The sequence below is a fragment of the Streptomyces sp. DG2A-72 genome (assembly GCF_030499575.1).
Taxonomy (GTDB): Bacteria; Actinomycetota; Actinomycetes; order Streptomycetales; family Streptomycetaceae; genus Streptomyces.
Genome location: NZ_JASTLC010000001.1, coordinates 1,307,924 through 1,329,251, shown reverse-complemented (window position 1 = coordinate 1,329,251; position 21,328 = coordinate 1,307,924). Strand labels below are relative to the sequence as shown.

Below are 21,328 nucleotides of genomic sequence, written 5' to 3'. Positions count from 1 at the left end.
TTGGTCTTGACCAAGGGTGGGGGCCGCCCTATGGTCGCAGATAAGTGCAACAACCTTTAATAAACAAGGGCGCTAAAACGCCGCCGGACCACGGCGATTGCGGAGGACAGGGTGGGGACCACGCAGCTGGAATCGGTGCCGGAACCGAAGTACTGGCATCTCAAGACCGTGCTCAGTGAGGCATTGGACTCCGAGTTCTCCGTGGGCGAGATCCTGCCCAACGAGCGCGACCTCGCCGCCCGCTTCGGCGTCGCCAGGGCCACGCTCCGCCAGGCCCTGGAACAGCTCGAACTCGAAGGCAGGCTGCAGCGCCGCCGAGGCGTCGGTACGACGGTCGCCCCGCCGCGCGTCGGCGTCGCCCTCGGCACGGAGCAGCACACCTGGCCGGGCGCCGCCGGCGACGCCTGGCAGCCCGTCGACTGCGCGACCGAGGTCCCGCCCGCGGCGGTCGCGACCGCCCTGGAGACGGGCGCGCAGGAGCCGGTGCACACGGTGCGCCGCTCCCGTAGGACGAACGGCCAGCCCGTCGCCGCCGAGCTGCTCTACGTCTCGGAGTCGGCGGTGCCCGACCTCTCCGCCATCGACGCCCCGTCGGGGTCGGCACGCGCGCGTGCCGTGCTGCGCGAGCTGCAGCGCCTGGAGCTGGAGGGCCAGGAGAGCGCGGTCGAGCTGGGCTCGGCCCGCGCGGACGACGCCAAGCAGCTGGACCGGCTCCCCGGATCGCCCGTCCTCGTCGTCACCACCCGCTTCAACGCCGGGGGCCGCACCGCCGCGCTCTCCGTCGCCACGTACCGCGCGGACACCTGCCGGCTGACCTTCGGCGACTCGGGCGGCGTGGAGATCCACCAGGGGCCGGAACGCCAGGCCTCCTGACAGCGCCGGACCTCCTGAGAGCCGGATGACTCTCCTGCCGGCCGTATGACGGAAGAACTTCGTACGACATCGCAGTGCGACACCGTGAGCGCGCCCCGGAGCTTCTCCGGGGCGCGACGCGTTTTCGGCCCGGCGCGGGTCAGCGGCGTGCCGTCACCGTGCCCTCCACCGCGAAGAGCTGCTCCTCCACATGGTCGAGGGCGAGCCGCAGCGCGCCCGTCGTCACGGCCGCCTCGCCGAGGAGGGACAGCGTCACCTTCGGGGGCCGCAGACAGTAGCGCTCCAGCTCGCGCCGCAGTGGCTCCAGTACGCCGTCCAGTCCGGCCGCCCAGCCGCCGATGACGACCAGTTCGGGGTCGAGGGCCAGGACGAGCGCCGCCACGTCGTGGACGAGACGCTGGATGAAGCGGTCGACGGCCGCGCGGGCCCGCTGGTCGCCCTCGCGGGCCTGCACGAACACCTCGGCCACCGCCTGCTCGTCCAGCGGATGCAGCGGCTCGTCCGTCGTCGACAGCAGTGTCTCCGGAGTCACCTCACGGCCGAGCAGATGCAGTGCGCCGATCTCACCGGCCGCCCCGCCGTACCCGCGGTGCAGCCGTCCTCCGATCAGCGACCCGGCGCCCGGGCTGAGTCCGGCCAGTACGAAGACGACGTCGTCCGATTCGGTGGCGGCGCCCTTCCAGTGCTCGGCGACCGCGGCGGCGTTGGCGTCGTTCTCGACCAGGACCGGGCACTTGAAGGAACGGCTCAGCCGCTCGCCCAGGTGCAGCCCCGTCCACTCGGGCAGCGCGGTGCCCAGGCGTACGGTGCCCTCCGCCTCGATGATGCCGGGCGTGGCGACGCCGACGGCCCGCAGGGAGTTGCGAGCGACACCGGCCCGGCGCAACAGTTCGGCGACCGCGGTTCGCAGCCGCTCCAGACGTTCGTCCGCGGCAGCCGTCTCGTCGACGTCCTTGGCGATGGCGCCCAGCACTCGTCCGTCGAGGTCGGAGAGGAGCGCGGCGACCCTGTGCGGCCCGATCTCCAGGCCCAGCAGATGACCGGCCTCGGCCCGGAACCGGAAGCGCCGCGCCGGCCGCCCCTGTCGCCGGGCGACACTCTCGTCTGCGGCCTTCTCGACGACGAGTCCGGCCTCGATGAGCCCCTCGACGACACCCTCGACCGTCGGCCGGGACAGCCCGGTCACCCGGGTGATCTCGGTCAGCGTGGCGCAGTCTGTGGCGCGCAGCGCATGCAGCACCACCGCGGAATTGATCCTTCGCAGCAGCGATGGATCCCCGCCGGTCAGCCGCCCCAACGTCCGTCCTCCCAGCTCGTGCGCGTGTTGGCGGGATCGTACTCGGCGCACCGGGCCCCGGCGAGTGCCCGGCCCGTGCCGATCGGTTGCAGAAGCGGGATCACCCCGGCGCGACGAACCCCGACTCGTACGCGGCGATCACCGCCTGCGTGCGATCGCGGGCCCCCAACTTGGCCAGCACGGCGCTGACATGAGACTTGACCGTCTCCGTGCCGACAACGAGCCGGGCGGCGATCTCCGCGTTCGACAGCCCTCTGGCCATCAGCCGCAGCACCTCGGCCTCCCGCTCGGTCAGCTGTGCCCGCTCCATCACGGCGCGGGCCGCACGGTTCCCGCCGTCGTCGCCGTACTCGGCGGCGAGCTGCCGCACCGAGGCCGGGAACAGCAGTGACTCGCCCTCGGCGACCAGCCGCACCGCGTGCACGATCTCGGCGGGCCGGGCCCGCTTCAACAGGAACCCGTCGGCACCGGCCCGCAGTGCCTCGTACACGTACTCGTCGTTCTCGAAGGTCGTCACCACGATGATCTTCGGCGGCTCGTCCACCGTCCGCAGCACCGCGCGCGTGGCCTCGATGCCGTCCAGCAGCGGCATCCGTACGTCCATGGCGACCACGTCCGGCCGCAGCTGCCGCACCAGCGGGATCACCGCCGCCCCGTCGGCCGCCTCGCCGACCACCTCGATGTCGGGCTGCGCCTCCAGCACGGCCCGCATACCCGCGCGGACAAGGGGTTCGTCGTCGACGAGGAGAACGGTGACCGGCATCCCGCCAGCGTAGATCAGCGCAGGGGCAGCTCGACGTGGACCTGCCAGTCACCTCGGTCCGGGCCGGTCCGTGCGCTTCCGCCGAGCAGCGCCGCGCGCTCGCGTATGCCGCGCAGACCGCTGCCCCGGCCCGGGCCGGGTATGTCGGCGGTCAGCGGATTGCGGACCTCCAGGCCGAGGGTGCCGTCCGCGACGGCGATGCGGACCCGGACGGGAACGGCGCCCGCGTGCCGCAGCACATTGGTCAGCGACTCCTGGAGGATGCGGTAGCCCTCGCGGGAGACCGGACCCGGCAGCGTGTCCACGGCGCCGGTCAGTTCGGCGTCGACCTTCGCCCCGGAGGCACGCGCGGACTCCAGCAGCCGGTCGGCGTCGGTGAGGGTCGGCCTGCTGCTCACCGGCCGCTCCGACTCGCGCAGAACGCCGAGGACACGCTCCAGGTCCTCCAGGGCGGCCCGGCCGGTCTCCTCGATGGCGTCCAGAGCACGGTCGGTGAAGGCCGGGTCGCCCGCCGCACGCGCGGCACCCGCCTGCACGACGGCGACGGTCAGGGCATGGCCGATCGAGTCGTGCAACTCGCGGGCGATACGGGTGCGTTCGAGCAGCTGGTCGGTGCGTTCCTCGAGGGCGGCGAGGCGTTCGGCGGGGGAGGGGCCGAGCAGGCGGAGAGCCAGCCGGGTGATCAGCTCGCCCGAGCCGACCACAAGGGCGCCGAGCAGGATCAGCGGCACGGGAGAGAGGAGCGCGTACCACCAGTGCTGGCCCGGGAATCGAAACCATGAGCCCTGGGCCAGCTGCCCGCCTTGCGCCAGGTTCACCAAGTTGACGGTGGCGATGGGGAGTTGGAACGTGAGCATCGACACCAGAATGCCCAGCAAGAGCCGTGCCTCCAGCCACACCACGGTCCGCCCGCGGTCGCCCCATGTGGCGGACGGCGCGACGACGATCTCCATGCTTCTGCCGTCCAGCCGGTGACCGGTCAGCAGCAGCCTCGCCTGCAGTCCCTCCACGGTACGCATGGCTGGCACGAGTCCGCTGAAGGCCAGCGCCACGCCTGCGCCGACCCAGGTCCACCACGCGTTCTCGATGAACAGCCACATGGCCGGCCACACGACGGCGATGAACAGATGCAGCCACCGTGTATACGTCACCGCCCGAGTGAACGGGCGCAGAATGCGGACCATTCCGTCATCGTGCCAGCCACCACTGACAACGAGCCTCCCCCGCCCGGGGGAGACGATCTCCACGCGCGGGGGAGGCCCCGCACCCGCCCCACCGGCCAGGCTCCTGTCATGACCAGCATCGAAGTCCAAGCCCTCACCAAGGAGTTCGGCACCCGGCGAGCCGTGGACCGCCTCACCTTCCGCGTCCTCCCCGGCCGCGTCACCGGCTTCCTCGGCCCCAACGGAGCCGGAAAGTCCACCACGATGCGCCTGGTGCTCGGCCTCGACCGGCCGACCTCCGGGACGGCCACCGTCGGCGGCCGTGCCTACGCCACCTTCCGCGAACCCCTGCGCCACGTGGGCGCCCTGCTCGACGCGCAGGCCGCGCACGGCTCCCGTACCGGCCGTGACCATCTGCGCACTCTGGCGGCGAGCAACCGCATCCCGTCCAGCCGCGTCGACGAGGTGCTGGAGGAAACGGGGCTCGCCTCGGTGGCGCGCCGCCGGGTGAGGACGTACTCCCTCGGGATGCGCCAGCGGCTGGGCATCGCCGCCGCGCTGCTCGGGGACCCCGAGGTCGTCATGCTCGACGAGCCCTCGAACGGTCTCGATCCCGAAGGCATCATCTGGATCCGCCGGTTGCTGCGCCGGCTCGCGGGGGAGGGGCGCACGGTCCTGGTCTCCAGCCATCTGATGAACGAGACCGCTTCCTTCGCCGACCATCTCGTGGTCCTCGGCCGGGGCCGCCTGCTGGCCGACACCCCGATGCGGGAGTTCATCCACGCGCGCGTGCAGCCCAGCGTGCGGATCCGCACGACGGACGCCACCACGCTCAAGGACGTCCTCGCCCGGCACGGCCACGACGCCGTGGAGCACGAGGACGGGCACTGGACGGTGCCCCACGCGCGCGTGGACGACATCGGCCGCCTCACCTCGGCCGCGGGCGTACCGATCCTCGAACTGAGCACGGAGGAAGGCACGTTGGAGCAGGCCTATCTCGATCTCACCGCTTCGGAGACCGAGTTCACCGCACAGCCGCAGGAGGCCTGAGATGTCGTTCGCACCCGTACTCCACTCCGAGTGGCTGAAGATCCGTACACTCCGCTCGCTCCTCGGGACCCTCCTGGCTCTGTTCGCGGCGACCACGCTCTTCTCCGCCATCGCCGGCGTCTCCGACACGTCCGACCCGGAGTTCGACCCGCTGTTCATGGCGCTGTCCGGTGTAGCGCCCGGTCAGATCGCCGCCATTTCTTTCGGGGCCATGGCGGTGTCGTCGGAGTTCCACGGGGGTGGACTCCGGCTGTCGCTCGCCGCGGTGCCGCAGCGCGGGCGGTGGTTCGCGGGAAAGCTGATGGTGGTCGCCGTATCGACTCTGGTCGTGGGGCTGGTGACCGCGTTCGCCGCCCTGCTCGCCGGGCGCGCGGGCCTGGGCCCGGCGGCGAGCGGGCTGACGGTGGGGGAGCAGGTGCGGGGCGTCGTGGGCGCCGGAATCTACCTCACGCTCATGGCGTTGCTCGCTGCCGGGCTCACGGCCCTGCTGCGCAGCGGGGTGGGCGCCCTGTCGCTGCTGATCCCGTTCGTCCTCGTCGTCTCCTTCGTGATCGGCGACGCGGCCGGCGGGCTCACCGACTACCTGCCCGACAGGGCTGGGCAGATCGTGCTGTACGAGACGCACGACGGAACGCCGGGTCCGTGGACGGGCCTTGTGGTCACCGCGCTGTGGACGGCCGCCGTGGTCGTGGCGGGAGCGTGGAGCGTACGACGTCGGGACGCGTGAACCCAGGAGTCGTCTGACGCCACGCCAATTGTCAGAGGGAGGCGCTTTACTGGATCACATGGACATTGTGAAGGACCTGGCCCTCGTCGACCTGCTGTGCACCCGGGAGTTTCCCGCGGAGCACGGCAGGACGGAGGAGGGCATGGGCGGGCCCGGTTACCTCATAGCCCGGTTAGGGCCGGGAGAGTGGCCAAGCCCGGAGGACTGCTACGCCTATGAGACGGCGATGACAGGCCAGTTCACCATGCGGTGGGGAAAGCCGTCGCGGTCGGGGACCGTGACGCTCGGCGAGCGCATCGCACGAGGTGAGGACCTGTCCGAGCCGTGGACATGGCTCAACGCCCTCGCGCAGGACGTGCGTACGTGGGAGGCGACCGGCACCGGGCGCACGGTCATGTTGGCGGTCGCCGACCGGGACGATGAGAATGAACCTCAGCTGTTCGTCGTCGTCACGGACCTGGACTGGCCGTGATCTGTTGACCCTCCGCCACCACCCGCAACCGCGCGAACTCCTCCGCCATCGTCCCGGCCGTCCAGTGCGCGTTCAGCCCGCTCGGATTGGGCAGCACCCACACCCGCGTGTCGCCGATCAGCCGTTCCTGCGGACCTACTTGGGCCTTGCGGTCGTCGAAGGCCGCCCGGTAGGCGGTGACGCCCACCACGGCCAGCCAGCGCGGCCGTACCTCAGCCACCTTCGTCGCCAGCAGCCGCCCGCCCGCGCGGTACTCCTCCGCGCTCAACTCGTCGGCCCGAGCCGTGGCCCGCGCCACGACGTTCGTGATGCCGAGGCCGTAGGACAGCAACTCGCCCTGCTCGGACGGTTTCATGAGCCGGGGTGTGAACCCGGACAGATGCAGCACCGGCCAGAAACGGTTGCCGGGGCGGGCGAAGTGATGGCCCGTCGCCGCCGTCATCAGACCGGGGTTGATGCCGCAGAACAGGACGCGCAGGCCGGCCGCGATCACGTCCGGTACGAGACGGTCGCGGGCGGCCTCCAGCTCTTCGGCGGTGAAGCGCGTCAGAGGATGGCTCCCGGGGTGTAGCCCGCGGCTTCCGGGCGCTGCTTCACGATCTCTTCGACACGGCCTACGACAGCGGCGACCTGGTCGGCCGCGGCGCCGGTGAAGGACAGCTTGTCGGCCATCAGCTCGTCGAGCCGGTCGCGGCTCAGCGGGATACGATCGTCCGCGGCGAGCTTGTCGAGGAGTTCGTTGCGCTCGGCGCCCTGCTCGCGCATCGCCAGCGCCGACGCCACCGCGTTCTCCTTGATCGCCTCGTGCGCGACCTCACGGCCGACGCCCGCCCGCACCGCGCCCATCAGCACCTTGGTGGTGGCGAGGAAGGGGAGGTAGCGGTCCAGCTCACGGGCGACCACGGCCGGGAACGCGCCGAACTCGTCCAGCACGGTCAGGAACGTCTCCAGCAGACCGTCCAAGGCGAAGAACGCGTCCGGCAGCGCGACCCGGCGCACCACTGAGCAGGACACGTCGCCCTCGTTCCACTGGTCGCCCGCCAGCTCGCCGGTCATCGAGGCGTAGCCGCGCAGGATGACCATCAGGCCGTTGACGCGCTCGCACGACCGCGTGTTCATCTTGTGGGGCATCGCGGACGAACCGACCTGGCCCGGCTTGAAGCCCTCGGTCACCAGCTCGTGCCCGGCCATCAGCCGGATCGTCTTCGCCAGCGAGGACGGCGCCGCCGCCAGCTGCACCAGCGCGGTTACGACCTCGTAGTCCAGCGAGCGCGGGTACACCTGGCCGACCGAGGTGAAGGCCTGCGAGAAGCCCAGGTGCCCGGCGATCCGCTGCTCCAGCTCGGCCAGCTTGGCGCCGTCCCCGCCCAGCAGGTCCAGCATGTCCTGCGCCGTACCGACCGGGCCCTTGATGCCGCGCAGCGGATAACGGCCGAGCAGCTCCTCGACCCGTCCGTACGCGACGAGCAGCTCGTCGGTGGACGTGGCGAACCGCTTGCCCAGCGTCGTGGCCTGCGCGGCGACGTTGTGCGAGCGGCCGGCCATGACCAGCTCGCCGTACTCGCCGGCCAGCTTGCCCAGGCGCGCCAGCACGGCCACCGTACGGTCGCGCATCAGCTCCAGGGAGAGCCGGATCTGCAGCTGCTCGACGTTCTCGGTGAGGTCGCGGGACGTCATGCCCTTGTGCACGTGCTCGTGCCCGGCGAGGTCGTTGAACTCCTCGATCCGTGCCTTCACATCGTGCCGCGTGACCTTCTCACGCTCGGCGATGGAGGCCAGGTCGACGGTGTCGAGGACGCGCTCGTAGTCGGCGATCGCCGCGTCCGGCACCTCGATCCCGAGGTCCTTCTGGGCCCGCAGCACGGCGAGCCAGAGCTGACGCTCCAGCTTCACCTTCTGCTCGGGGGACCAGAGCGTGGCGAGCTCGGCGGAGGCGTAGCGTCCGGCGAGGACGTTCGGGATGCGGGGCTTGGCGGGAGCAGAAGTCACGTGTCCAGATTCTACTGGCGGTTCCTGCAGGCCAGCGCCGCGGTTGTGTTCGGCGGAACCTACGAGACCTGTGTCACGCCCAGCCGCCTCACAGGGCTCTGCGCCCGGCAGCCTCCCGGGCGCTCCAGGCCTACGTCGCCGGACCCTCGTACGGCAGCAGTTCGGGCCGCTTCGGCGGGAGGCCGTCGCCGGACGACGTACCTATGGTGTTAACTGGACATATGAGCATCATGCGGGCGCGAGAGTACCGTCGCCTCAGCAAGGACCAGGGTGGCAGCAGTATCGAGGAGCAGGCCCAGGACAACGCCCAGGCCGCCTCCGCGAACGGCTGGGAGCTGTGCGAGCCCTACGAGGATGCCGACCGCTCCGCCAGCCGCTACAAGACGAGGGAACGTGACGATTTCACGCGCCTCGTATCGGATCTTCGCACCGGCCGCTTTGCAGCCCAGGTCTTGGTCTTGTGGGAGTCCTCCCGTGGCTCCCGCGACGTGGGCGAGTGGGATGCCCTGATCAAGACCTGCGAGAAGCGGCGCGTCGTGATCCACGTCACCTCGCACCACCGGACGTACGACCCCCAGAATCACCGCGACCGGCGCAGTCTGCTCGAAGACGCCGTGGACTCCGCGTACGAGAGCGACAAGTCATCGGCCCGCATCCGGCGCACCACCGCCAACCAGGCCGCGAAGGGTCGTCCTCACGGTCTCGCCCCCTACGGGCTGAAGCCGGTGTACGACCTGGAGATCCGCGCCTTGCAGACCTGGGTCGAAGACGCGGAGCGGTCGTACGTGCCAAAGGAGCTGTTCCGCCTGCTGGAGGCCGGGCACGCCCTCGCCGCTATCGAGCGAGACTTCGCTGGGCGCGGCTGGGTCAATCTCAACACCGGCCGCCCCTTGACCCGTCACCATCTGCGGAACATGGCGATGAGGGCCGCCTACGCCGGTATCCGTGTCCACACCGACCCGGAGACTCGGCAGACCAGCACGACGCCTGGCACGTGGGAGGCGATAGTGCCGCCCGAGCGTTTCTGGGCGGTGCAGCGCATCCTGCGCGACCCGTCTCGCAGGACCGCCCGCAACGGTGCCGCCAAGTACGAACTGTCGATGACGCTCAAGTGCAACGTGTGCTCCGGCCCGCTGACCGTCACCCGAGCCCATCTCACGTCGGGACGGGAGAGCTACATCTGCCGCAATAGCCACGTGTTCGTCTGCAAGGCAGACGTGGACGCGCTGGTGATCCCGAGGATTCTCGGATACCTGGCCAGGCCGGAGATCTATGCCGAACTGGCCGCTCCCGACGGCGACGAGCGGGTTGCCAAGGTGCGGGCCGATCTCGCCGAGACCCGTGCCGCCTTGGCGGAGATGGAGACGCAGGCTCCCGAGAGCGCTGCGCACGCGCGCGTGCTGGCGCGGGGCGTCTCGGCACTGGAGGCGAAGATCTCCGGCCTGGAGGACGAGGAGCGCAGGCTGACGATCTCGCCCGTCCTGGCCGATGCGCTGGCCGCCGACAACGTCGTGGACTGGTGGGTGGATGCGCCCATATCGGCCCGCCGTGAGGTCGCGAGGATCGTCCTGTCGACCGGGCTGCTGGGCGAGGTGCGGGTGACGCGTACGCCCAGCGCGGGGCGCACGCCGGACGTGGCGGACCGGCTGGTTTGGGTCAGGGAGCATGATCTCCCTGTTGGCTGAGCTGGTGACCTGGCCGCCGTGGTCGTCGGGCGCGGATTGAGTGGGAGGTGGCGGCATGACCCGTCTCTGGGCTGTATACCGGGCAGCCGTCGAGCGTCAGCGCCAATTGCGCGGGATCGTCGGTGCACGTGGCCTCCCTCGGGGCAAGCCGCTGGTCCGCATTCGCTGCGGGGAGTGCGGCGAGCGCATCGCGACGGTCGAAGTGGGCGCGAATGGCGAGATAGTCACCTACTCGGCGGCTCGCGACCGTAGGTTCCCCGGAGTGGTGCCCCGTTCCCTGGGCTGCCCTGAACACGGCGACCTGCCCCTCGACGAGCCCGCGCTGAAGGCGAAGCTTCGCGCGGCACGCCAGTCGGGGAGGGCCCAGACGCTCATGCTGTACACATCGTGAGCTTATGGCCTAAGCTTCGAGGTCAAGCCCGTCCGGGTGGTACGCCTCCCCGGACACAATCAGCGCAAGGGGGCACTTGCGGCAACTCCGTTCGTCGGAGGTATGTCGTGGTGCCCTTTTCCACGTCTGCACCCAGCCCCCAGACGCTCAAGCGCCAGCTCGGTGGTTACGTCCGTCGCGGCAACAACGAGGCCGCCGAGAAGACCCGCCGTGAGTTGAAGGCCGCCGTTCTCGCCCGGCACATCCAGGAGTTCGTCTCCACCGCACCGCTTCCCACCTCCGACCAGCTCGCGCAGCTTCGTGCGCTCCTCGGCGGTGGTCGCGATGCCGCATAACAGCACTGAGGCCGCCCCCGACAAGAGCGGCCCCGACAACAACCAGAACACAGCCAGTGTACAAAAAACGGTGCCGTCACCGTTCCGCAAGCCGAGGCTGACCGACGCCCTCACCGATCCCCGGGCGTACAGCCGCGTCGTCAGCTTCCTGGCCGACTATGCCGCGACGCTCACCGAGGAGGGCCAGGCCAAGGTCCGCACCTCGATCGAGTCCGCGTACCTGGATGATTTCGACACGGCGCTGCTAATCGCAGCGGATCGGGCACGGGAGGGCACCTGCGGCCAGACGTCGCGGACGATCGATGGGGCGGCGTTCATCCTGGACCTACCCGACACTCAGCCGGCGATCTGGGGCCGGGGGTCAGACATCCTCTGGGCCGCAGGGCAGGCGTGCATGATCTGCGGCGGCAATGGGGTCGGGAAGACGACTCTGTCGGGTCAGCTGCTGCGCGGCAGGCTCGGGCTCACAGATACCGTGCTCGGCTATCCGGTAGAGGCGGGCGCGAAACGTGTGCTGTACCTGGCCTGCGACCGTCCCTCGCAGATCGCCCGGTCGCTCGCGCGGCAGTTCTCCTCGGACGAGCGGGCGGTGCTCCGGGAGCGGCTGGCGGTCCACAAGGGGCCGCCACCGTACGACTTCGCGAAGCGGCCCGAGATCCTCGTGGCGATGTGCCGGGAGGCCGAAGCGGACACCGTGTTCGTCGACTCCCTCAAGGACGTGGCAGTGGGTCTCGCCTCGGACGAGGTCGCGGCCGGGTACAACCGTGCGCGCCAGCTCGCCATCGCTGAGGGCATCGAGGTCGTCGAAGACCACCACCAGGTGAAGCGAAGCGCCAGCGGCGGCAGGCCCGAGGGCATCGAGGACGTGTACGGCGGCGCATTCCTCACCGGAGGCGCCGGTTCGGTGATCCTCCTGTGCGGTGACCCCGGAGACCCGGTGGTGCGCCTCAAGCACCTGAAGCCAGTTCAGGACACCGTGGGTCCCTTCACCGTCGAACACGATCACGACCGAGGGGTCTCCCGGATCGTCGACGAGGTGGACCTGGTGACACTCGCCCGCCTGCAGGGGACGGCCGGGCTAAGCGTGCGCATCGCCGCCCAGCGGGTCTTCGACAAGGACAACCCGAGTAAGGCGGAAAAGGAGAAGGCCCGGCGTCGACTCGACCGGCTCGTCAAGGGCGGCCAGCTGTGCCGGGTCGAGACCGACGGACCCTCGCGCCCAGACACCTACTACCCCAACGGCACGTAAGGGGGTCCGGGGCGGCACGCTCCTTACATTCTGCGAGGTCCACGCCGGGGTGCACGGATGTGCACGGCGGCCAAGGAACGACCAGGTCAGAGGGTCCATGCCTGGGTGCACGGCATGCACGCCCGAACGCTTACCCAGGGTGCACGCTTCCACCCCTCCCTGAAAGGGGGGTGGAGCGCACAGGGCACTGAAAACGATCACAACACCTACACCTAACCTGAAAGGAAAGGATCAATGACCTCCCCTGTCTATGACGCCGTCTACAACATCGACGGCGAAATCAAATCCATCCCCGTCATCCGCTGGTCGGAAGACGGGAAGCCTCTGGTGGTCGACGAGGCCACCGGCCAGCTGGTCGTGGCGCAGTCGCTTCCCGGCTTCGTTCAGGTGCAAGAGGACCGCTATTGGCGCTTCAGGGCCCGTTCCGGACGCCCTGAGACCAAAAGCGGGCGGTGGTCGGGGTGATGGTCGCTGCCTTTCCTCCGGGATCACCGGAGGCGAACCTCGTCCATTTCGCCGTGACGATCGCCCTGTCCAATGACCCGGCGCGATTTGCGCGAGAGCTGAACCCGACACAGAGGCAGGAACTACGGCGTATCGCCGACGAACTCGTCCAGCGGAAGTCAGGAATGCGTCCGGTCTCGGACACTGGTCGACAATTGATAGGTGCGGCCGATGTTGCCGAAATCCTTGGGGTGACAGCGCGTTCGGTGACACGGAAGGCGGTTCAACTGGGCGGTACCCAGGTTGGCGGCCGCTGGTTTTTCGACAAGGAACGCATAATCCGGAAGAGGGAGGAGGATTAACTGACATGCAGCGGAAGATATACGCGCCAGCGGACGTCGAGCTTAAATCGACCGGCAAAGATGTAGTGGCGGCCTTCAGCATCTTCAACGAGGTTGACAGCGACGGCGACGTGGTACTGCCCGGGGCTATCCCGCACGGCGTTGAAGTGCCGATGTCGGCTTTTAACCACAAGAGTTGGGAAGACCAACTTCCCGTTGGCAAGGGCGTAGTTAGCGCCGACGCCGGGCGAGCGACGTTCACGGCGAAGCTCTTCGACACTACGGGGGGTCGGGACACTTACGAGACGCTCAAGCAGCTTGGACCTTTGGCGCGTTGGAGTTGGGGTTTTGACGTGATCGACAGCGAACGCGGAACGTTCAATGGCCAGCGCGTCAGGTTCATTAAGAAGGTGCGCCTGTTTGAGGTCAGTCCCGTTCTGCGCGGCGCGAACGATAATACGAGGACGCTGGCCATAAAGAGTGCGAACACGCAGCGGGCGATTCTCGAAAGCGCGAAGGCGCAGCTCCAGCAGTTCGAACTCGAAGACATGAAGCGACGCCTAGACGCGGAGATGTGCCTTGCCCAACTGATCGAATCCAAAGATCGCTTCATGCGGGATCACGGCTCCGGCTACAGCACTGTCGCGGAGTCCATGGTCGACATCGAGGTCAAAGCCGCAGCCTGGGCAGCCGTCCATCGCTATGCGCCGCGCCTGGGCTTGAATCCCGACGCCGTGCGGGTCCGCTTTTTTACCGAAGAGGTGGACTACGGCACCCGGACCCGGTTCGGTGACAAGGCGTTCGGCCCAGAGCACGCCGATTTCTTCTCGATGCCGGGGATCGTGATAAAGGGCCTCACCAGGCCTTCACTGGAACCGACGGTCATCCATCTCAACGCCGAACTCAGTCCCGATGAGGCCGCCTTCATTACCGGGCATGAGGCTGCTCACCTCGCGGGGATGGACGAAGCTGGTGCCACGGCATTCGAAGACCAGATACGGAAAGAGATCAGCCCATGAGCAACACCGATGACAGGCGTCGCAGCCCGAGCAATACGGAGTTGAAGCAACAGGAGTTGCGCGAACTGCTCCGAGTCGGCCCCGACCTCCCGGAGTTGGCCGACTCGAATGCGAGAGCTCTCCTCCGGAACGTGATCTTGAACAGGGGCATCCCGGAGTCGCAGCATCTGATCGACGCGATCACCCGTGCGATCAACATCCACCTGGCCGAGGCCGAGGAGCACTGACATGGCCGCACGTCGAACTACCTCGAAAACGGTGGCAGTTGCCAACGCCGGCACTCCTGCTGTCTGCAGCTACTGCAACGGCGCGACCAGCGAATACGGATGCCGTGAAGTGGTCGCGGGTTGGTACTGCGTGAACGGCGGCGCTCTGTGGCGGATGCGAACGAGGCCCCGGACGCCAGAGCCCATTATCAAGGCCGAGCAAGAGGTCATCGATGAGTGTGCGCCCCGTATCGCCGAGGCTCAGAAGGTGGAGGCCGAGGCGGAAGAGGAGTACGAGGCCAAGTCGAAGGCGTGGGCCGATGCCGAACTCTCCGTGCGGGCCGCTGTCAATGAAGACGCCGAGGCGCAGTATGCGGCCGCTTACAGTGGGCGGCGACCGAAACCGCACCCCCGCCTTGATCGGCTTCGAGGCGAACTCACCCAGCGACGGGAGGAGTTGGACGAGGCGGAGCAGTTGCTGAGGAAGGCCCGGGTGAAAGCCGGTCAGGCCGTGCGTCACTCGGAACAGGCGAGGCGTATCGCCCGGGACCGGGCGAGCTGGCCAGAGGCGGTGTGACATCGGGAGCAGGCGAAGGGCGCTACCCCTCGGTCTGAGGGTGGGCCTCGGGGTGAGGGTCCGTCGCCCCCCTCTCCCCCTGCTCCCCATCACCCACTCGTTACGTTTGCCTCTTCGTGCGTTCTTCAGTGTTAAATCAACAATCAAATTCATTTATCAAATTGAAAAACAATTAAGAGTAAAGAGTTTTGGATTTGCTTGAGGCCAAAGGCGTCCCCTTAAGGCTGAGGGTGTGTCAGTGAGTAGAAGGGGGAGGGGGTCACCAAGATCATTCTGAATCCGACCCGACCCGACCTCTTCCGCGTTTTTTTGCGCGTCAAAAATTCCTGCCGACCGAGACTACTTCGAGGTTCCGTCATCATCCAAAGCAACCTGGGCGATCCCAATGAAGGCGCCGTGTTCCACTATGAGCTGAGTGAGAGACTCAGTAAGCGCAACCCATTTTACGCCCGCGAGTTCCTCGGGGTCGCGACTGTCAGGGCTGGAGCACTTTTTGACTGCAGTCATTCTAACTGCGACCAAAGTGCATGACTTCCTCACCTCGACCGCCGCCTGAGAGACGTAATCGGGTCCAGCTAGCCTGACCTTTGTGAATACGCCTCTCACACCCTCCCAAGATGCCCAAACATCCGCTTCTGCTGCATGAATCTGGTCGAACGTTGGCGCAGACAAATCGGAAATTTTGATGACCCTGTCTGTCAGAACCTCCGTTAGTTCGATGAACTCCTCGTACACGGCCTGCCGTGCGTCACGTCGCTGCCGACGGTGCTCGCCTCGCGCTGCGATCTTCGCCTGCTCGCGCGCCGCCCATCCGGTGGCGACCGCCGCCCCGGTCGTCGCAACCGCCCCCGCCAACGCACCCAGCACTGCCGCCAACCCTGCATCCATACAAGAGAGTTTGAACGAAGGGACCTCTTAGCGGGGGGTGCTGCGATTCTGGGCCATGCGATAGGGCCCGACTCTGGGAGCCGGGGCCTTCGAGGTGTGAATCAGCCTTCGCTTTCGTCCAGGGCCTTCAGCGCCTCAGATGGAAGGGTCGGTCCGTGCGTGACGGATACAGTCACCACGCCCGTGCTGCTGTTGATCTTACGGAGGACGGACATCTCCTCCGGACCACTCGCCTCGAAGGTGCACAGGTAGCAGCCGAAACCGTTCGCGGAGTAGTGCGTGTCTGTGGCCGTTCGCTGGACGGGCTCCCATGTAAGGAGGCCCTGCCCGCCGCAGGCTGGGCACTCGCCACCGGTGGTCTTCAGGACGATGATGCCGTCCTTCACGTACTCCGTGGGCCGGACGAACCACTCCTCATTGCGAGGCTGGGGTGCCCTGAGGGCCCCCTCCTTCACCTCCGCCGGGAGACCCACGAAACGGTCCTCGAAGGCGTGCCGGGCCTGGGTGATCCGGAGCCGGACGTCGCGGAAGACCTGGTCTTCCCGCTCGTTCACGGCGGCCTTCACGGCATCCGTCCACCGCTCCCAGAAGGCGTCCAGCGTCTTGCCCAGATCGTTGAGCAGCGTCTCGATCGTCCGCGCGAGCGGAGAGATCATTCCCTTGGCCAAGGTGCTGTCGGTGGAGGCGTGGGCCGCCCCGTTCCGCATCGCGATCAGCAGTTCGAGCTGGTCGTCCTTCGGCGCGAGAACGCCGATCTTCCGGAGAAGGGTGATGGCGTCCTTGGCCCCGACGGTGCGGACCTTGTCCTGGTCCATCTGGAGGTGTCCGCCGAGGTACAGCATCGTGTCGGCGTTGCGGGGCTCGGCGATGTAGACCGGGTTCTTCGAGGTGAGCGCCGCCTTGGCGAGCCGCTCGACGGCGACTCCGGCGTGCAGCGCGAACTCGTCATACTCCGCGCGGCCATGGTCGTCCATGGCCTTGTGGGCGGCCTTCTTGGCGCCCCGGAAGAAGCTCTCGATGGAGAGCGAATCGTTCATGACAGGACGTTAGCCGCATTGGCCGTATAGGTGCGACCAGATTGCGGGGGCGCCGCAGAGGCGTCGAGGGGACTGTCCGCTTTCCCGTTCCGGAAACTCGGACCCCTTGCCCCACTGGCACCTGCGCCGGAACGATCAGTCGAGACAGACGACTGCCACGGGAAGGGGAACGCTTGTGAAGGTGACCATGCTGGCGACGACGTGCGACAAGAGGGACTGCCCGACCATCTACCAGACGGACCGGGGCACGCTCCTGGTCCAGGGCGAGACACCGACCGACCACGGGCTGAACATCCCGGCGCACGAGACCCTCGTCGAGATCCCGATGGACCTGATCCGGAAGGCGTTCGGTGACCAGCTCGACGCCTAGGACACTCGGCGGCCTCTTCGACACGTTCCAGCGCGAGGCGTTCCGGCTGGAGACCCTGGACGACTACAGCAACTCGGGGAGCGTGGACGCGTACCGGGCCTTCCTCGACGGCCAGGACAAGCCCGCCGACTACAACGCCGACTGGCTCGAAGAGGTGCGCACGCACACCGAGGCCGGGCGCCGCATGTACCGCGTGCACGTTGTGACGCGGCCTCTAACTCCGTATCTGCGCTTCGAGTTGGGCTGGGGGTACGTCATCAACGCAACGGCCGGCGAGGAGTTCTACATCCTCGACGTGACCGACCGGCCCAACCCCCTACCGGACGGGGTCGGCGACTTCTGGCTGTTCGACTCGACGACGGCCTCGCCAATGCACTACAGCGACGACGGCAAGTTCCTCGGAGCCGACGTCCTGCCCGACGACCGAGGCCCAGAGTTCGTCGCCCACCGGGATACCGCCCTCGCGCACGCCGAGCCGTTCAGAGACTGGTGGGCCAAGCACGCCGAGTGAACCGTTCCGAGCTAGGTGCAGCACTGCGGGTACTGCGACAGGCATCCGGCAAGGAAGCCAAGGCGGTAGCCCGCAGCGCTGTCATGTCCGCCAGCAAGCTGAGCAAGATCGAGACCGGCAAGCTCGCTCCCACTGCGGACGACGTCGAGCGCATCCTGACAGCCATCGGCGTCTCGGACGACGTCAAAGCTGAGTACATGGACGCGGCCCGTGCCGTCGCCACGGAGACCACAGCTTGGCGTCTCATCCAGCGTGCGGGGCTCCATAAGGCGCAGAGGCAGCTCAAGGCCGTAGAGACCCGCATGACCCTCCTGCGGCTCTTCCAGCCCGCTCTCGTGCCCGGCTTGCTCCAGACCCCGGAGTACATGCGGGCGATCCTGTCCCGGCACGACGACCTGAGTGAGGCCACGGTTCGGGAGACCGTGAGTGCACGGCTGGAGCGGCAAGAGGTTCTCTACGACATCAGCAAGACACTCAGGTTCGTGATCACTGAGCCCGTACTGCGATGGCTGATCGTGCCGCCACTCGTCATGGCCGGGCAGTTGGACCGGCTGATCTCTCTGTCGCGCCACCCCAACATCGATGTGCGCGTGGTGCCCCTGGCCGGGCCGAAGCATGACATCCCCAACCACGCCTTCGTCATCCGGGACGACCGCGCGGTCACCGTGGAGACTGTGCACGCGGAAGTCATCGTCACCGACCCTCGCGATGTCGCTCTGTACGTCGCCAAGTTCGACGGATTCGCCGAAGGGGCGCTTCACGGCGACGGCATGAGAACCCACTTGGAGGGCATCCGGAACGACCTTTTGCGGCAACGGGAAAGCGGCTAGGCCGAGTTGCACGTAGCCCCAACGATGGGTCCGAATCGAGATCCAGGCGGGGAGTAGTCCATGCAACAGACGACCATGACAGGGCCGGTCCACCTGGCCGTACCCATCGCGCCCCCGGAACCGGCGTCGAACTGCGACGTGTGCGCCGCATTGGTCCAGCAGAGGCAGGAAGCACGCGACAGAGGCGACCTGTCAGCCGCGACGGACGCCGACGTGGAGATCCGGAACCACCCGCACCGTACGAGGGGGCGACGGTGACCCGCTCGATCCTGCGCTACGTGCGACACCGGATCACCCAGCACCCGGACACCGACGTGACGTTCGAGGCCGAGTGCCTGAAGTGCGAGTGGACGGCCACCCCCTCGACCGACGACGCGGCAGTGGACGTCGAATGCATGCGTCACACCGGCATGACGGGCCACGGCGGCTTCCGGCGCATCTGCACGTCGTTCGCCCTGGTCGAGCGTGTCGAGTAGGCCCTGCTGCGGCCCAACTTCCCATCGTCTCCGCCGAAATGACAGTCTGTCGTACTCGACACATGCTCTAATGGAGCCATGACCGCTCCGAGGCTTACAAAGCCGACCATCGCCGTGCTGGAGGTGCTGCTGGCCGCGACGGACGACGCCCCTGCTTGGGGGCTCAGCATCTGCCGCGACGCAGACCTCGGCTCCGGCACCGTGTACCCGATCCTGGATCGGCTGTTGGAGCGCGGCTGGGTGGCGAGCTACGACGAGACCGAGCCGCATCCAGGCCGTCCTGCCCGCCGCTATTACGAACTCACCGGAACAGGTCGCGCGCAGGCAGGCGCTGCGCTGGAGGCGCGACGCGCGCGGCGTTCTCGGTTTGGCCTCGCAGGCGGTATCGCGTGAGCCGAGAGAGCAGTTACGTCCCCGCCCGGAACTTCGACCGCGTCCACGTATCGATCATGCCCAACGCGCAACGCGCATTTGAGGATCTTCCCCGAGACCAGCAGATCCGCCTGCTTTCGGTCGCCCACCGGTACCAGCGGGGCGACCTATCGCAGTTCCACTTTGTACAGAACACGGCGATCGAAGTAGGGAGCCGTGCGCTCGCATCGCAGACGGTCTTGTGCTTCAACTTCACCGCCCGCCTTCGTGGCGTGGCGAAGGTGAATAACAAGACTGGCCAGTTCGCGCTGCATGACGTCCAGTACGCCAGAGCTGGGGGATGGGAGACGATGCGGCCCCGGGCAAGGCGGGCCGTGTCACTGGCCACGTGGATCGCAGGTCCGCAACGTTCCCATCTGTGTGAGGAATGGACGGCCATCCTTGCCGGTGACCCTGATAGCGACGTCTTCCTCTCTTCGTGGCAACGGTTGATGCTCGCCCTGGGATTTCTCATCGCGGCGATCCGGATGCGGGCGAGTGATCTGGTCCGCCCGTTGTGGCGCCCGGTGGACTGGCTGCTGTCGCAGGACTCACGTACGAACGGATTCATCGCCTCCATCGTCGGTGCGCAGGCGATCTACATTGTCGATGACGGCGGGATCCCGGCTTTGGTGACGGAGGTCTGGGAGCCGTGCGGGATTCTCGGGGCGGGGCTGTACGTCCTGGCCCGCTGGCTGCGCCGCGTGCGCGGCATCGAGCTTGCGGCCGTGAGCGCTCCACCAGAGGAGTAGCCACACGGGTGATTCGGGGACCGTGCGGGGATAACGTGCGTCAACCTTCAGTTGACGGAAGTAGTGGTAACGCCAGTTACCGCTACCAGCGTCAAGCCCGGGTTGACGGGGGTGGTGCCCTCAAGGGTCGATCGCACGCGCGACCGCGCCCTGGCCAGCCGCTGGCGCTGGAACGGGTGGAGGGTGATGACGCAGGGCTCACGCCATGGAAGCCCTCATTTAGATGCTTTTAGGGTCGCCTGGATGTCAATCAACGGTTGACGCTTGTAGCGGTAACTGGCGTTATCACTACAAGCGTCAACCGGAGGTTGACAAGACCAGTCCTGCTCCTCGTGCTAGGTCGGCTTGACTAAATCGGTGACCGCCGGTTCGTCGATCTTCTGCGAAATCTCGTACGGCCCTAATTCACCGCCTTGTCCCACCCGCGCTCGCCGCCTGAGAGACGGCGGCGCTGACGGGTGTCCGCCGCCCGCGTGACCCGCGAGGAGGAGTGACGTGTGCGCAGCGCGGTGCCTGTTGGCTAGTGGGCTGGCGTGGCGCACACGACGCACGGCTCCGACGGGCCGACCGCCCTATGCGTATGCGGGGCCACAGCGGGTGGACCGTCCGGCCAGAGGTCGTCCCAGGTCCAGTAGCAGCCGATCTCACGGCAGTGCACGGCACATACGGGATCATCCCAGTTGGGGACTGACAACGGAAAAACATTGTCGCCCGAGGACCGGCCGGTCAGCCGGCGGCCGATCCACGGGAGCAGGTGCTGCCTGGCGAATCGGGCGTCGGCGACCCGGCGCGTAGCCCACCCGGGCGGCGCGGTGGCGGGCGGCGGGGTGCGCCACTCGGTGTCCTCGGACTCGTAGCCGAGCGCCTGCCACACCGCCTCCGCGACCCGGCGGTGCCCGTCGGCCGTCAGGTGCAGCCGGTCCACGTCCCACAGGCGCGGGTCGCCCAGCGAGGGGGCCCCGTACAGGTCGACGACGACCGCGCCGTGCCGTGCGGCGAGGTCGTCGACGCAGACGAACAGCTCCTCCATGCGGGGCCGGAACCGTTCAAGGACCGGGCCCTGACGGCCGGGGCTGCGCATCAGCACCAGTTGCTTGCAGGCGGGCGCCAGCCGTTCCACGGCCTCCGCCAGGAGACCGCGCACCTGCCCCATGTCGCACTTGGGGCGGAGTGTGTCGTTGAGCCCGCCCACCAGCGTGATCACGTCGGCTTCCATGGCGACCGCCACGTCCACCTGCTCGTTCACGATCTGCCGGATCAGCTTGCCGCGCACCGCGAGGTTCGCGTACCGGAAACCGGGCGCGCGGGCGGCCATCCGCCCGGCGAGGAGATCGGCCCAGCCCCGGTAGGAGCCGTCCGGCAGCAGGTCCGACATGCCCTCGGTGAACGAGTCGCCGACCGCGACCAGGCTGGTGAAAGTGGGGTTCTTCTGCATGGCGACAGAGATGGTATCCCGGTTCCATACCCGTCGG

Annotated in this window: 25 protein-coding genes and 1 pseudogene; 18 read left to right on the top strand and 8 right to left on the bottom strand. The window is 67.8% G+C overall.

What is annotated here, in order from left to right; all coding sequences use genetic code 11:
- Positions 1 to 111 precede the first annotated feature (111 nt).
- Complete coding sequence (locus tag QQY66_RS06425) at positions 112 to 873, top strand: GntR family transcriptional regulator (RefSeq protein WP_301978112.1); 762 nt, start codon at positions 112 to 114, stop codon at positions 871 to 873.
- Between the two features lie 139 nt (positions 874 to 1,012).
- Here the strand turns inward: QQY66_RS06425 and QQY66_RS06420 are convergent, their stop codons facing one another.
- The 3 genes from QQY66_RS06420 to QQY66_RS06410 form a co-directional block, all read right to left on the bottom strand.
- Positions 1,013 to 2,170: an ROK family transcriptional regulator gene (locus QQY66_RS06420; RefSeq protein WP_301978111.1), complete on the bottom strand. Its 1,158-nt coding sequence runs from the start codon at positions 2,168 to 2,170 to the stop codon at positions 1,013 to 1,015.
- 100 nt (positions 2,171 to 2,270) lie between these two features.
- Positions 2,271 to 2,933 carry a response regulator transcription factor gene (locus QQY66_RS06415; protein WP_301978110.1) on the bottom strand — a complete coding sequence of 221 codons (663 nt, stop codon included), beginning with the start codon at positions 2,931 to 2,933 and terminating at the stop codon, positions 2,271 to 2,273.
- Positions 2,934 to 2,947: 14 nt separating this feature from the next.
- Positions 2,948 to 4,117, bottom strand: coding sequence for a sensor histidine kinase (locus QQY66_RS06410; RefSeq protein ID WP_301978109.1), 1,170 nt, complete (start codon positions 4,115 to 4,117; stop codon positions 2,948 to 2,950).
- 108 nt (positions 4,118 to 4,225) lie between these two features.
- Between QQY66_RS06410 and QQY66_RS06405 the strand changes: the two genes are divergently transcribed.
- From QQY66_RS06405 to QQY66_RS06395, 3 genes are read left to right on the top strand one after another with little or no spacing between them, the layout of a single operon-like run.
- Positions 4,226 to 5,146: an ABC transporter ATP-binding protein gene (locus QQY66_RS06405; protein WP_301978108.1), complete on the top strand. Its 921-nt coding sequence runs from the start codon at positions 4,226 to 4,228 to the stop codon at positions 5,144 to 5,146.
- A gap of 1 nt (position 5,147) precedes the next feature.
- The gene (locus QQY66_RS06400; RefSeq protein ID WP_301978107.1) at positions 5,148 to 5,873 is read left to right on the top strand and encodes an ABC transporter permease; all 726 of its coding nucleotides are present in this window, start codon (positions 5,148 to 5,150) and stop codon (positions 5,871 to 5,873) included.
- A gap of 58 nt (positions 5,874 to 5,931) precedes the next feature.
- Positions 5,932 to 6,345 (top strand): hypothetical protein, encoded by a 414-nt coding sequence (locus QQY66_RS06395; protein WP_301978106.1) that lies wholly within the window; start codon positions 5,932 to 5,934, stop codon positions 6,343 to 6,345.
- Here the strand turns inward: QQY66_RS06395 and mug are convergent.
- Positions 6,323 to 6,895, bottom strand: coding sequence for a G/U mismatch-specific DNA glycosylase (gene mug, locus QQY66_RS06390; protein ID WP_301987190.1), 573 nt, complete (start codon positions 6,893 to 6,895; stop codon positions 6,323 to 6,325). The genes QQY66_RS06395 and mug overlap by 23 nt on opposite strands.
- Complete coding sequence (gene purB, locus QQY66_RS06385) at positions 6,892 to 8,334, bottom strand: adenylosuccinate lyase (RefSeq protein WP_301978105.1); 1,443 nt, start codon at positions 8,332 to 8,334, stop codon at positions 6,892 to 6,894. Before purB ends, mug begins: the two co-directional genes overlap by 4 nt.
- Before the next feature lie 230 nt (positions 8,335 to 8,564).
- On the opposite strand from purB, the gene QQY66_RS06380 reads away from it, so the two are divergent.
- The 8 genes from QQY66_RS06380 (at position 8,565) to QQY66_RS06345 (ending at position 14,581) form a co-directional block, all read left to right on the top strand.
- On the top strand, positions 8,565 to 10,019 hold the full coding sequence (locus tag QQY66_RS06380; protein ID WP_301978104.1) for a recombinase family protein: 1,455 nt from the start codon (positions 8,565 to 8,567) through the stop codon (positions 10,017 to 10,019).
- Between the two features lie 55 nt (positions 10,020 to 10,074).
- Complete coding sequence (locus tag QQY66_RS06375) at positions 10,075 to 10,410, top strand: hypothetical protein (protein ID WP_301978103.1); 336 nt, start codon at positions 10,075 to 10,077, stop codon at positions 10,408 to 10,410.
- 107 nt (positions 10,411 to 10,517) lie between these two features.
- On the top strand, positions 10,518 to 10,745 hold the full coding sequence (locus tag QQY66_RS06370; protein WP_301978102.1) for a hypothetical protein: 228 nt from the start codon (positions 10,518 to 10,520) through the stop codon (positions 10,743 to 10,745).
- Positions 10,735 to 11,994, top strand: coding sequence for an AAA family ATPase (locus QQY66_RS06365; RefSeq protein ID WP_301978101.1), 1,260 nt, complete (start codon positions 10,735 to 10,737; stop codon positions 11,992 to 11,994). Before QQY66_RS06370 ends, QQY66_RS06365 begins: the two co-directional genes overlap by 11 nt.
- Positions 11,995 to 12,228: 234 nt before the next feature.
- A complete protein-coding gene (locus QQY66_RS06360; RefSeq protein WP_301978100.1) occupies positions 12,229 to 12,459 on the top strand; it encodes a hypothetical protein in 231 nt (76 codons plus the stop codon).
- Between the two features lie 346 nt (positions 12,460 to 12,805).
- Positions 12,806 to 13,798, top strand: a complete 993-nt coding sequence (locus QQY66_RS06355; protein ID WP_301978099.1) for an HK97 family phage prohead protease — start codon at positions 12,806 to 12,808, stop codon at positions 13,796 to 13,798.
- Positions 13,795 to 14,025 carry a hypothetical protein gene (locus tag QQY66_RS06350; RefSeq protein WP_301978097.1) on the top strand — a complete coding sequence of 77 codons (231 nt, stop codon included), beginning with the start codon at positions 13,795 to 13,797 and terminating at the stop codon, positions 14,023 to 14,025. Before QQY66_RS06355 ends, QQY66_RS06350 begins: the two co-directional genes overlap by 4 nt.
- A gap of 1 nt (position 14,026) precedes the next feature.
- A complete protein-coding gene (locus QQY66_RS06345) occupies positions 14,027 to 14,581 on the top strand; it encodes a hypothetical protein (protein ID WP_301978096.1) in 555 nt (184 codons plus the stop codon).
- Positions 14,582 to 14,920: 339 nt separating this feature from the next.
- Here QQY66_RS06345 and QQY66_RS06340 read toward each other — a convergent pair whose 3' ends face one another.
- Positions 14,921 to 15,469: a hypothetical protein gene (locus QQY66_RS06340; RefSeq protein ID WP_301978095.1), complete on the bottom strand. Its 549-nt coding sequence runs from the start codon at positions 15,467 to 15,469 to the stop codon at positions 14,921 to 14,923.
- Between the two features lie 101 nt (positions 15,470 to 15,570).
- Positions 15,571 to 16,506, bottom strand: coding sequence for a hypothetical protein (locus QQY66_RS06335; RefSeq protein ID WP_301978094.1), 936 nt, complete (start codon positions 16,504 to 16,506; stop codon positions 15,571 to 15,573).
- 175 nt (positions 16,507 to 16,681) lie between these two features.
- Here QQY66_RS06335 and QQY66_RS06330 point away from each other — a divergent pair, with 175 nt between their 5' ends.
- The 6 genes from QQY66_RS06330 to QQY66_RS06300 all read left to right on the top strand — a co-directional run bounded on the left by QQY66_RS06330 (position 16,682) and on the right by QQY66_RS06300 (position 19,856).
- Positions 16,682 to 16,876 carry a hypothetical protein gene (locus QQY66_RS06330; protein WP_301978093.1) on the top strand — a complete coding sequence of 65 codons (195 nt, stop codon included), beginning with the start codon at positions 16,682 to 16,684 and terminating at the stop codon, positions 16,874 to 16,876.
- A complete protein-coding gene (locus tag QQY66_RS06325; protein WP_301978092.1) occupies positions 16,857 to 17,387 on the top strand; it encodes a DUF6879 family protein in 531 nt (176 codons plus the stop codon). Before QQY66_RS06330 ends, QQY66_RS06325 begins: the two co-directional genes overlap by 20 nt.
- Positions 17,384 to 18,217 carry a helix-turn-helix transcriptional regulator gene (locus tag QQY66_RS06320; RefSeq protein WP_301978091.1) on the top strand — a complete coding sequence of 278 codons (834 nt, stop codon included), beginning with the start codon at positions 17,384 to 17,386 and terminating at the stop codon, positions 18,215 to 18,217. The genes QQY66_RS06325 and QQY66_RS06320 overlap by 4 nt, the downstream gene beginning before the upstream one ends.
- A 254-nt stretch (positions 18,218 to 18,471) precedes the next feature.
- Positions 18,472 to 18,693 carry a hypothetical protein gene (locus QQY66_RS06310; protein ID WP_301978088.1) on the top strand — a complete coding sequence of 74 codons (222 nt, stop codon included), beginning with the start codon at positions 18,472 to 18,474 and terminating at the stop codon, positions 18,691 to 18,693.
- 78 nt (positions 18,694 to 18,771) lie between these two features.
- Positions 18,772 to 19,086: a PadR family transcriptional regulator gene (locus QQY66_RS06305; protein ID WP_301978087.1), complete on the top strand. Its 315-nt coding sequence runs from the start codon at positions 18,772 to 18,774 to the stop codon at positions 19,084 to 19,086.
- Positions 19,087 to 19,142: 56 nt separating this feature from the next.
- Entirely contained in the window at positions 19,143 to 19,856 is a 714-nt protein-coding gene (locus QQY66_RS06300; RefSeq protein WP_301978086.1) for a hypothetical protein, read from the top strand.
- Between the two features lie 700 nt (positions 19,857 to 20,556).
- Here the strand turns inward: QQY66_RS06300 and QQY66_RS06295 are convergent.
- Positions 20,557 to 21,291 (bottom strand): annotated as a pseudogene (locus tag QQY66_RS06295) (SGNH/GDSL hydrolase family protein); the annotation flags it as partial.
- Positions 21,292 to 21,328: the final 37 nt, after the last annotated feature.

What these genes read in the sequence shown, in the direction of transcription:
- QQY66_RS06415 (WP_301978110.1), bottom strand. Translation starts at nt 2,933, where the DNA reads ATGCCGGTCACCGTTCTCCTCGTCGACGACGAACCCCTTGTCCGCGCG.
- QQY66_RS06410 (WP_301978109.1), bottom strand. Translation starts at nt 4,117, where the DNA reads ATGGTCCGCATTCTGCGCCCGTTCACTCGGGCGGTGACGTATACACGG.
- QQY66_RS06405 (WP_301978108.1), top strand. Translation starts at nt 4,226, where the DNA reads ATGACCAGCATCGAAGTCCAAGCCCTCACCAAGGAGTTCGGCACCCGG.
- QQY66_RS06400 (WP_301978107.1), top strand. Translation starts at nt 5,148, where the DNA reads ATGTCGTTCGCACCCGTACTCCACTCCGAGTGGCTGAAGATCCGTACA.
- QQY66_RS06395 (WP_301978106.1), top strand. Translation starts at nt 5,932, where the DNA reads ATGGACATTGTGAAGGACCTGGCCCTCGTCGACCTGCTGTGCACCCGG.
- QQY66_RS06380 (WP_301978104.1), top strand. Translation starts at nt 8,565, where the DNA reads ATGCGGGCGCGAGAGTACCGTCGCCTCAGCAAGGACCAGGGTGGCAGC.
- QQY66_RS06375 (WP_301978103.1), top strand. Translation starts at nt 10,075, where the DNA reads ATGACCCGTCTCTGGGCTGTATACCGGGCAGCCGTCGAGCGTCAGCGC.
- QQY66_RS06365 (WP_301978101.1), top strand. Translation starts at nt 10,735, where the DNA reads ATGCCGCATAACAGCACTGAGGCCGCCCCCGACAAGAGCGGCCCCGAC.
- QQY66_RS06360 (WP_301978100.1), top strand. Translation starts at nt 12,229, where the DNA reads ATGACCTCCCCTGTCTATGACGCCGTCTACAACATCGACGGCGAAATC.
- QQY66_RS06355 (WP_301978099.1), top strand. Translation starts at nt 12,806, where the DNA reads ATGCAGCGGAAGATATACGCGCCAGCGGACGTCGAGCTTAAATCGACC.
- QQY66_RS06350 (WP_301978097.1), top strand. Translation starts at nt 13,795, where the DNA reads ATGAGCAACACCGATGACAGGCGTCGCAGCCCGAGCAATACGGAGTTG.
- QQY66_RS06345 (WP_301978096.1), top strand. Translation starts at nt 14,027, where the DNA reads ATGGCCGCACGTCGAACTACCTCGAAAACGGTGGCAGTTGCCAACGCC.
- QQY66_RS06340 (WP_301978095.1), bottom strand. Translation starts at nt 15,469, where the DNA reads ATGGATGCAGGGTTGGCGGCAGTGCTGGGTGCGTTGGCGGGGGCGGTT.
- QQY66_RS06335 (WP_301978094.1), bottom strand. Translation starts at nt 16,506, where the DNA reads ATGAACGATTCGCTCTCCATCGAGAGCTTCTTCCGGGGCGCCAAGAAG.
- QQY66_RS06305 (WP_301978087.1), top strand. Translation starts at nt 18,772, where the DNA reads ATGACCGCTCCGAGGCTTACAAAGCCGACCATCGCCGTGCTGGAGGTG.
- QQY66_RS06300 (WP_301978086.1), top strand. Translation starts at nt 19,143, where the DNA reads ATGCCCAACGCGCAACGCGCATTTGAGGATCTTCCCCGAGACCAGCAG.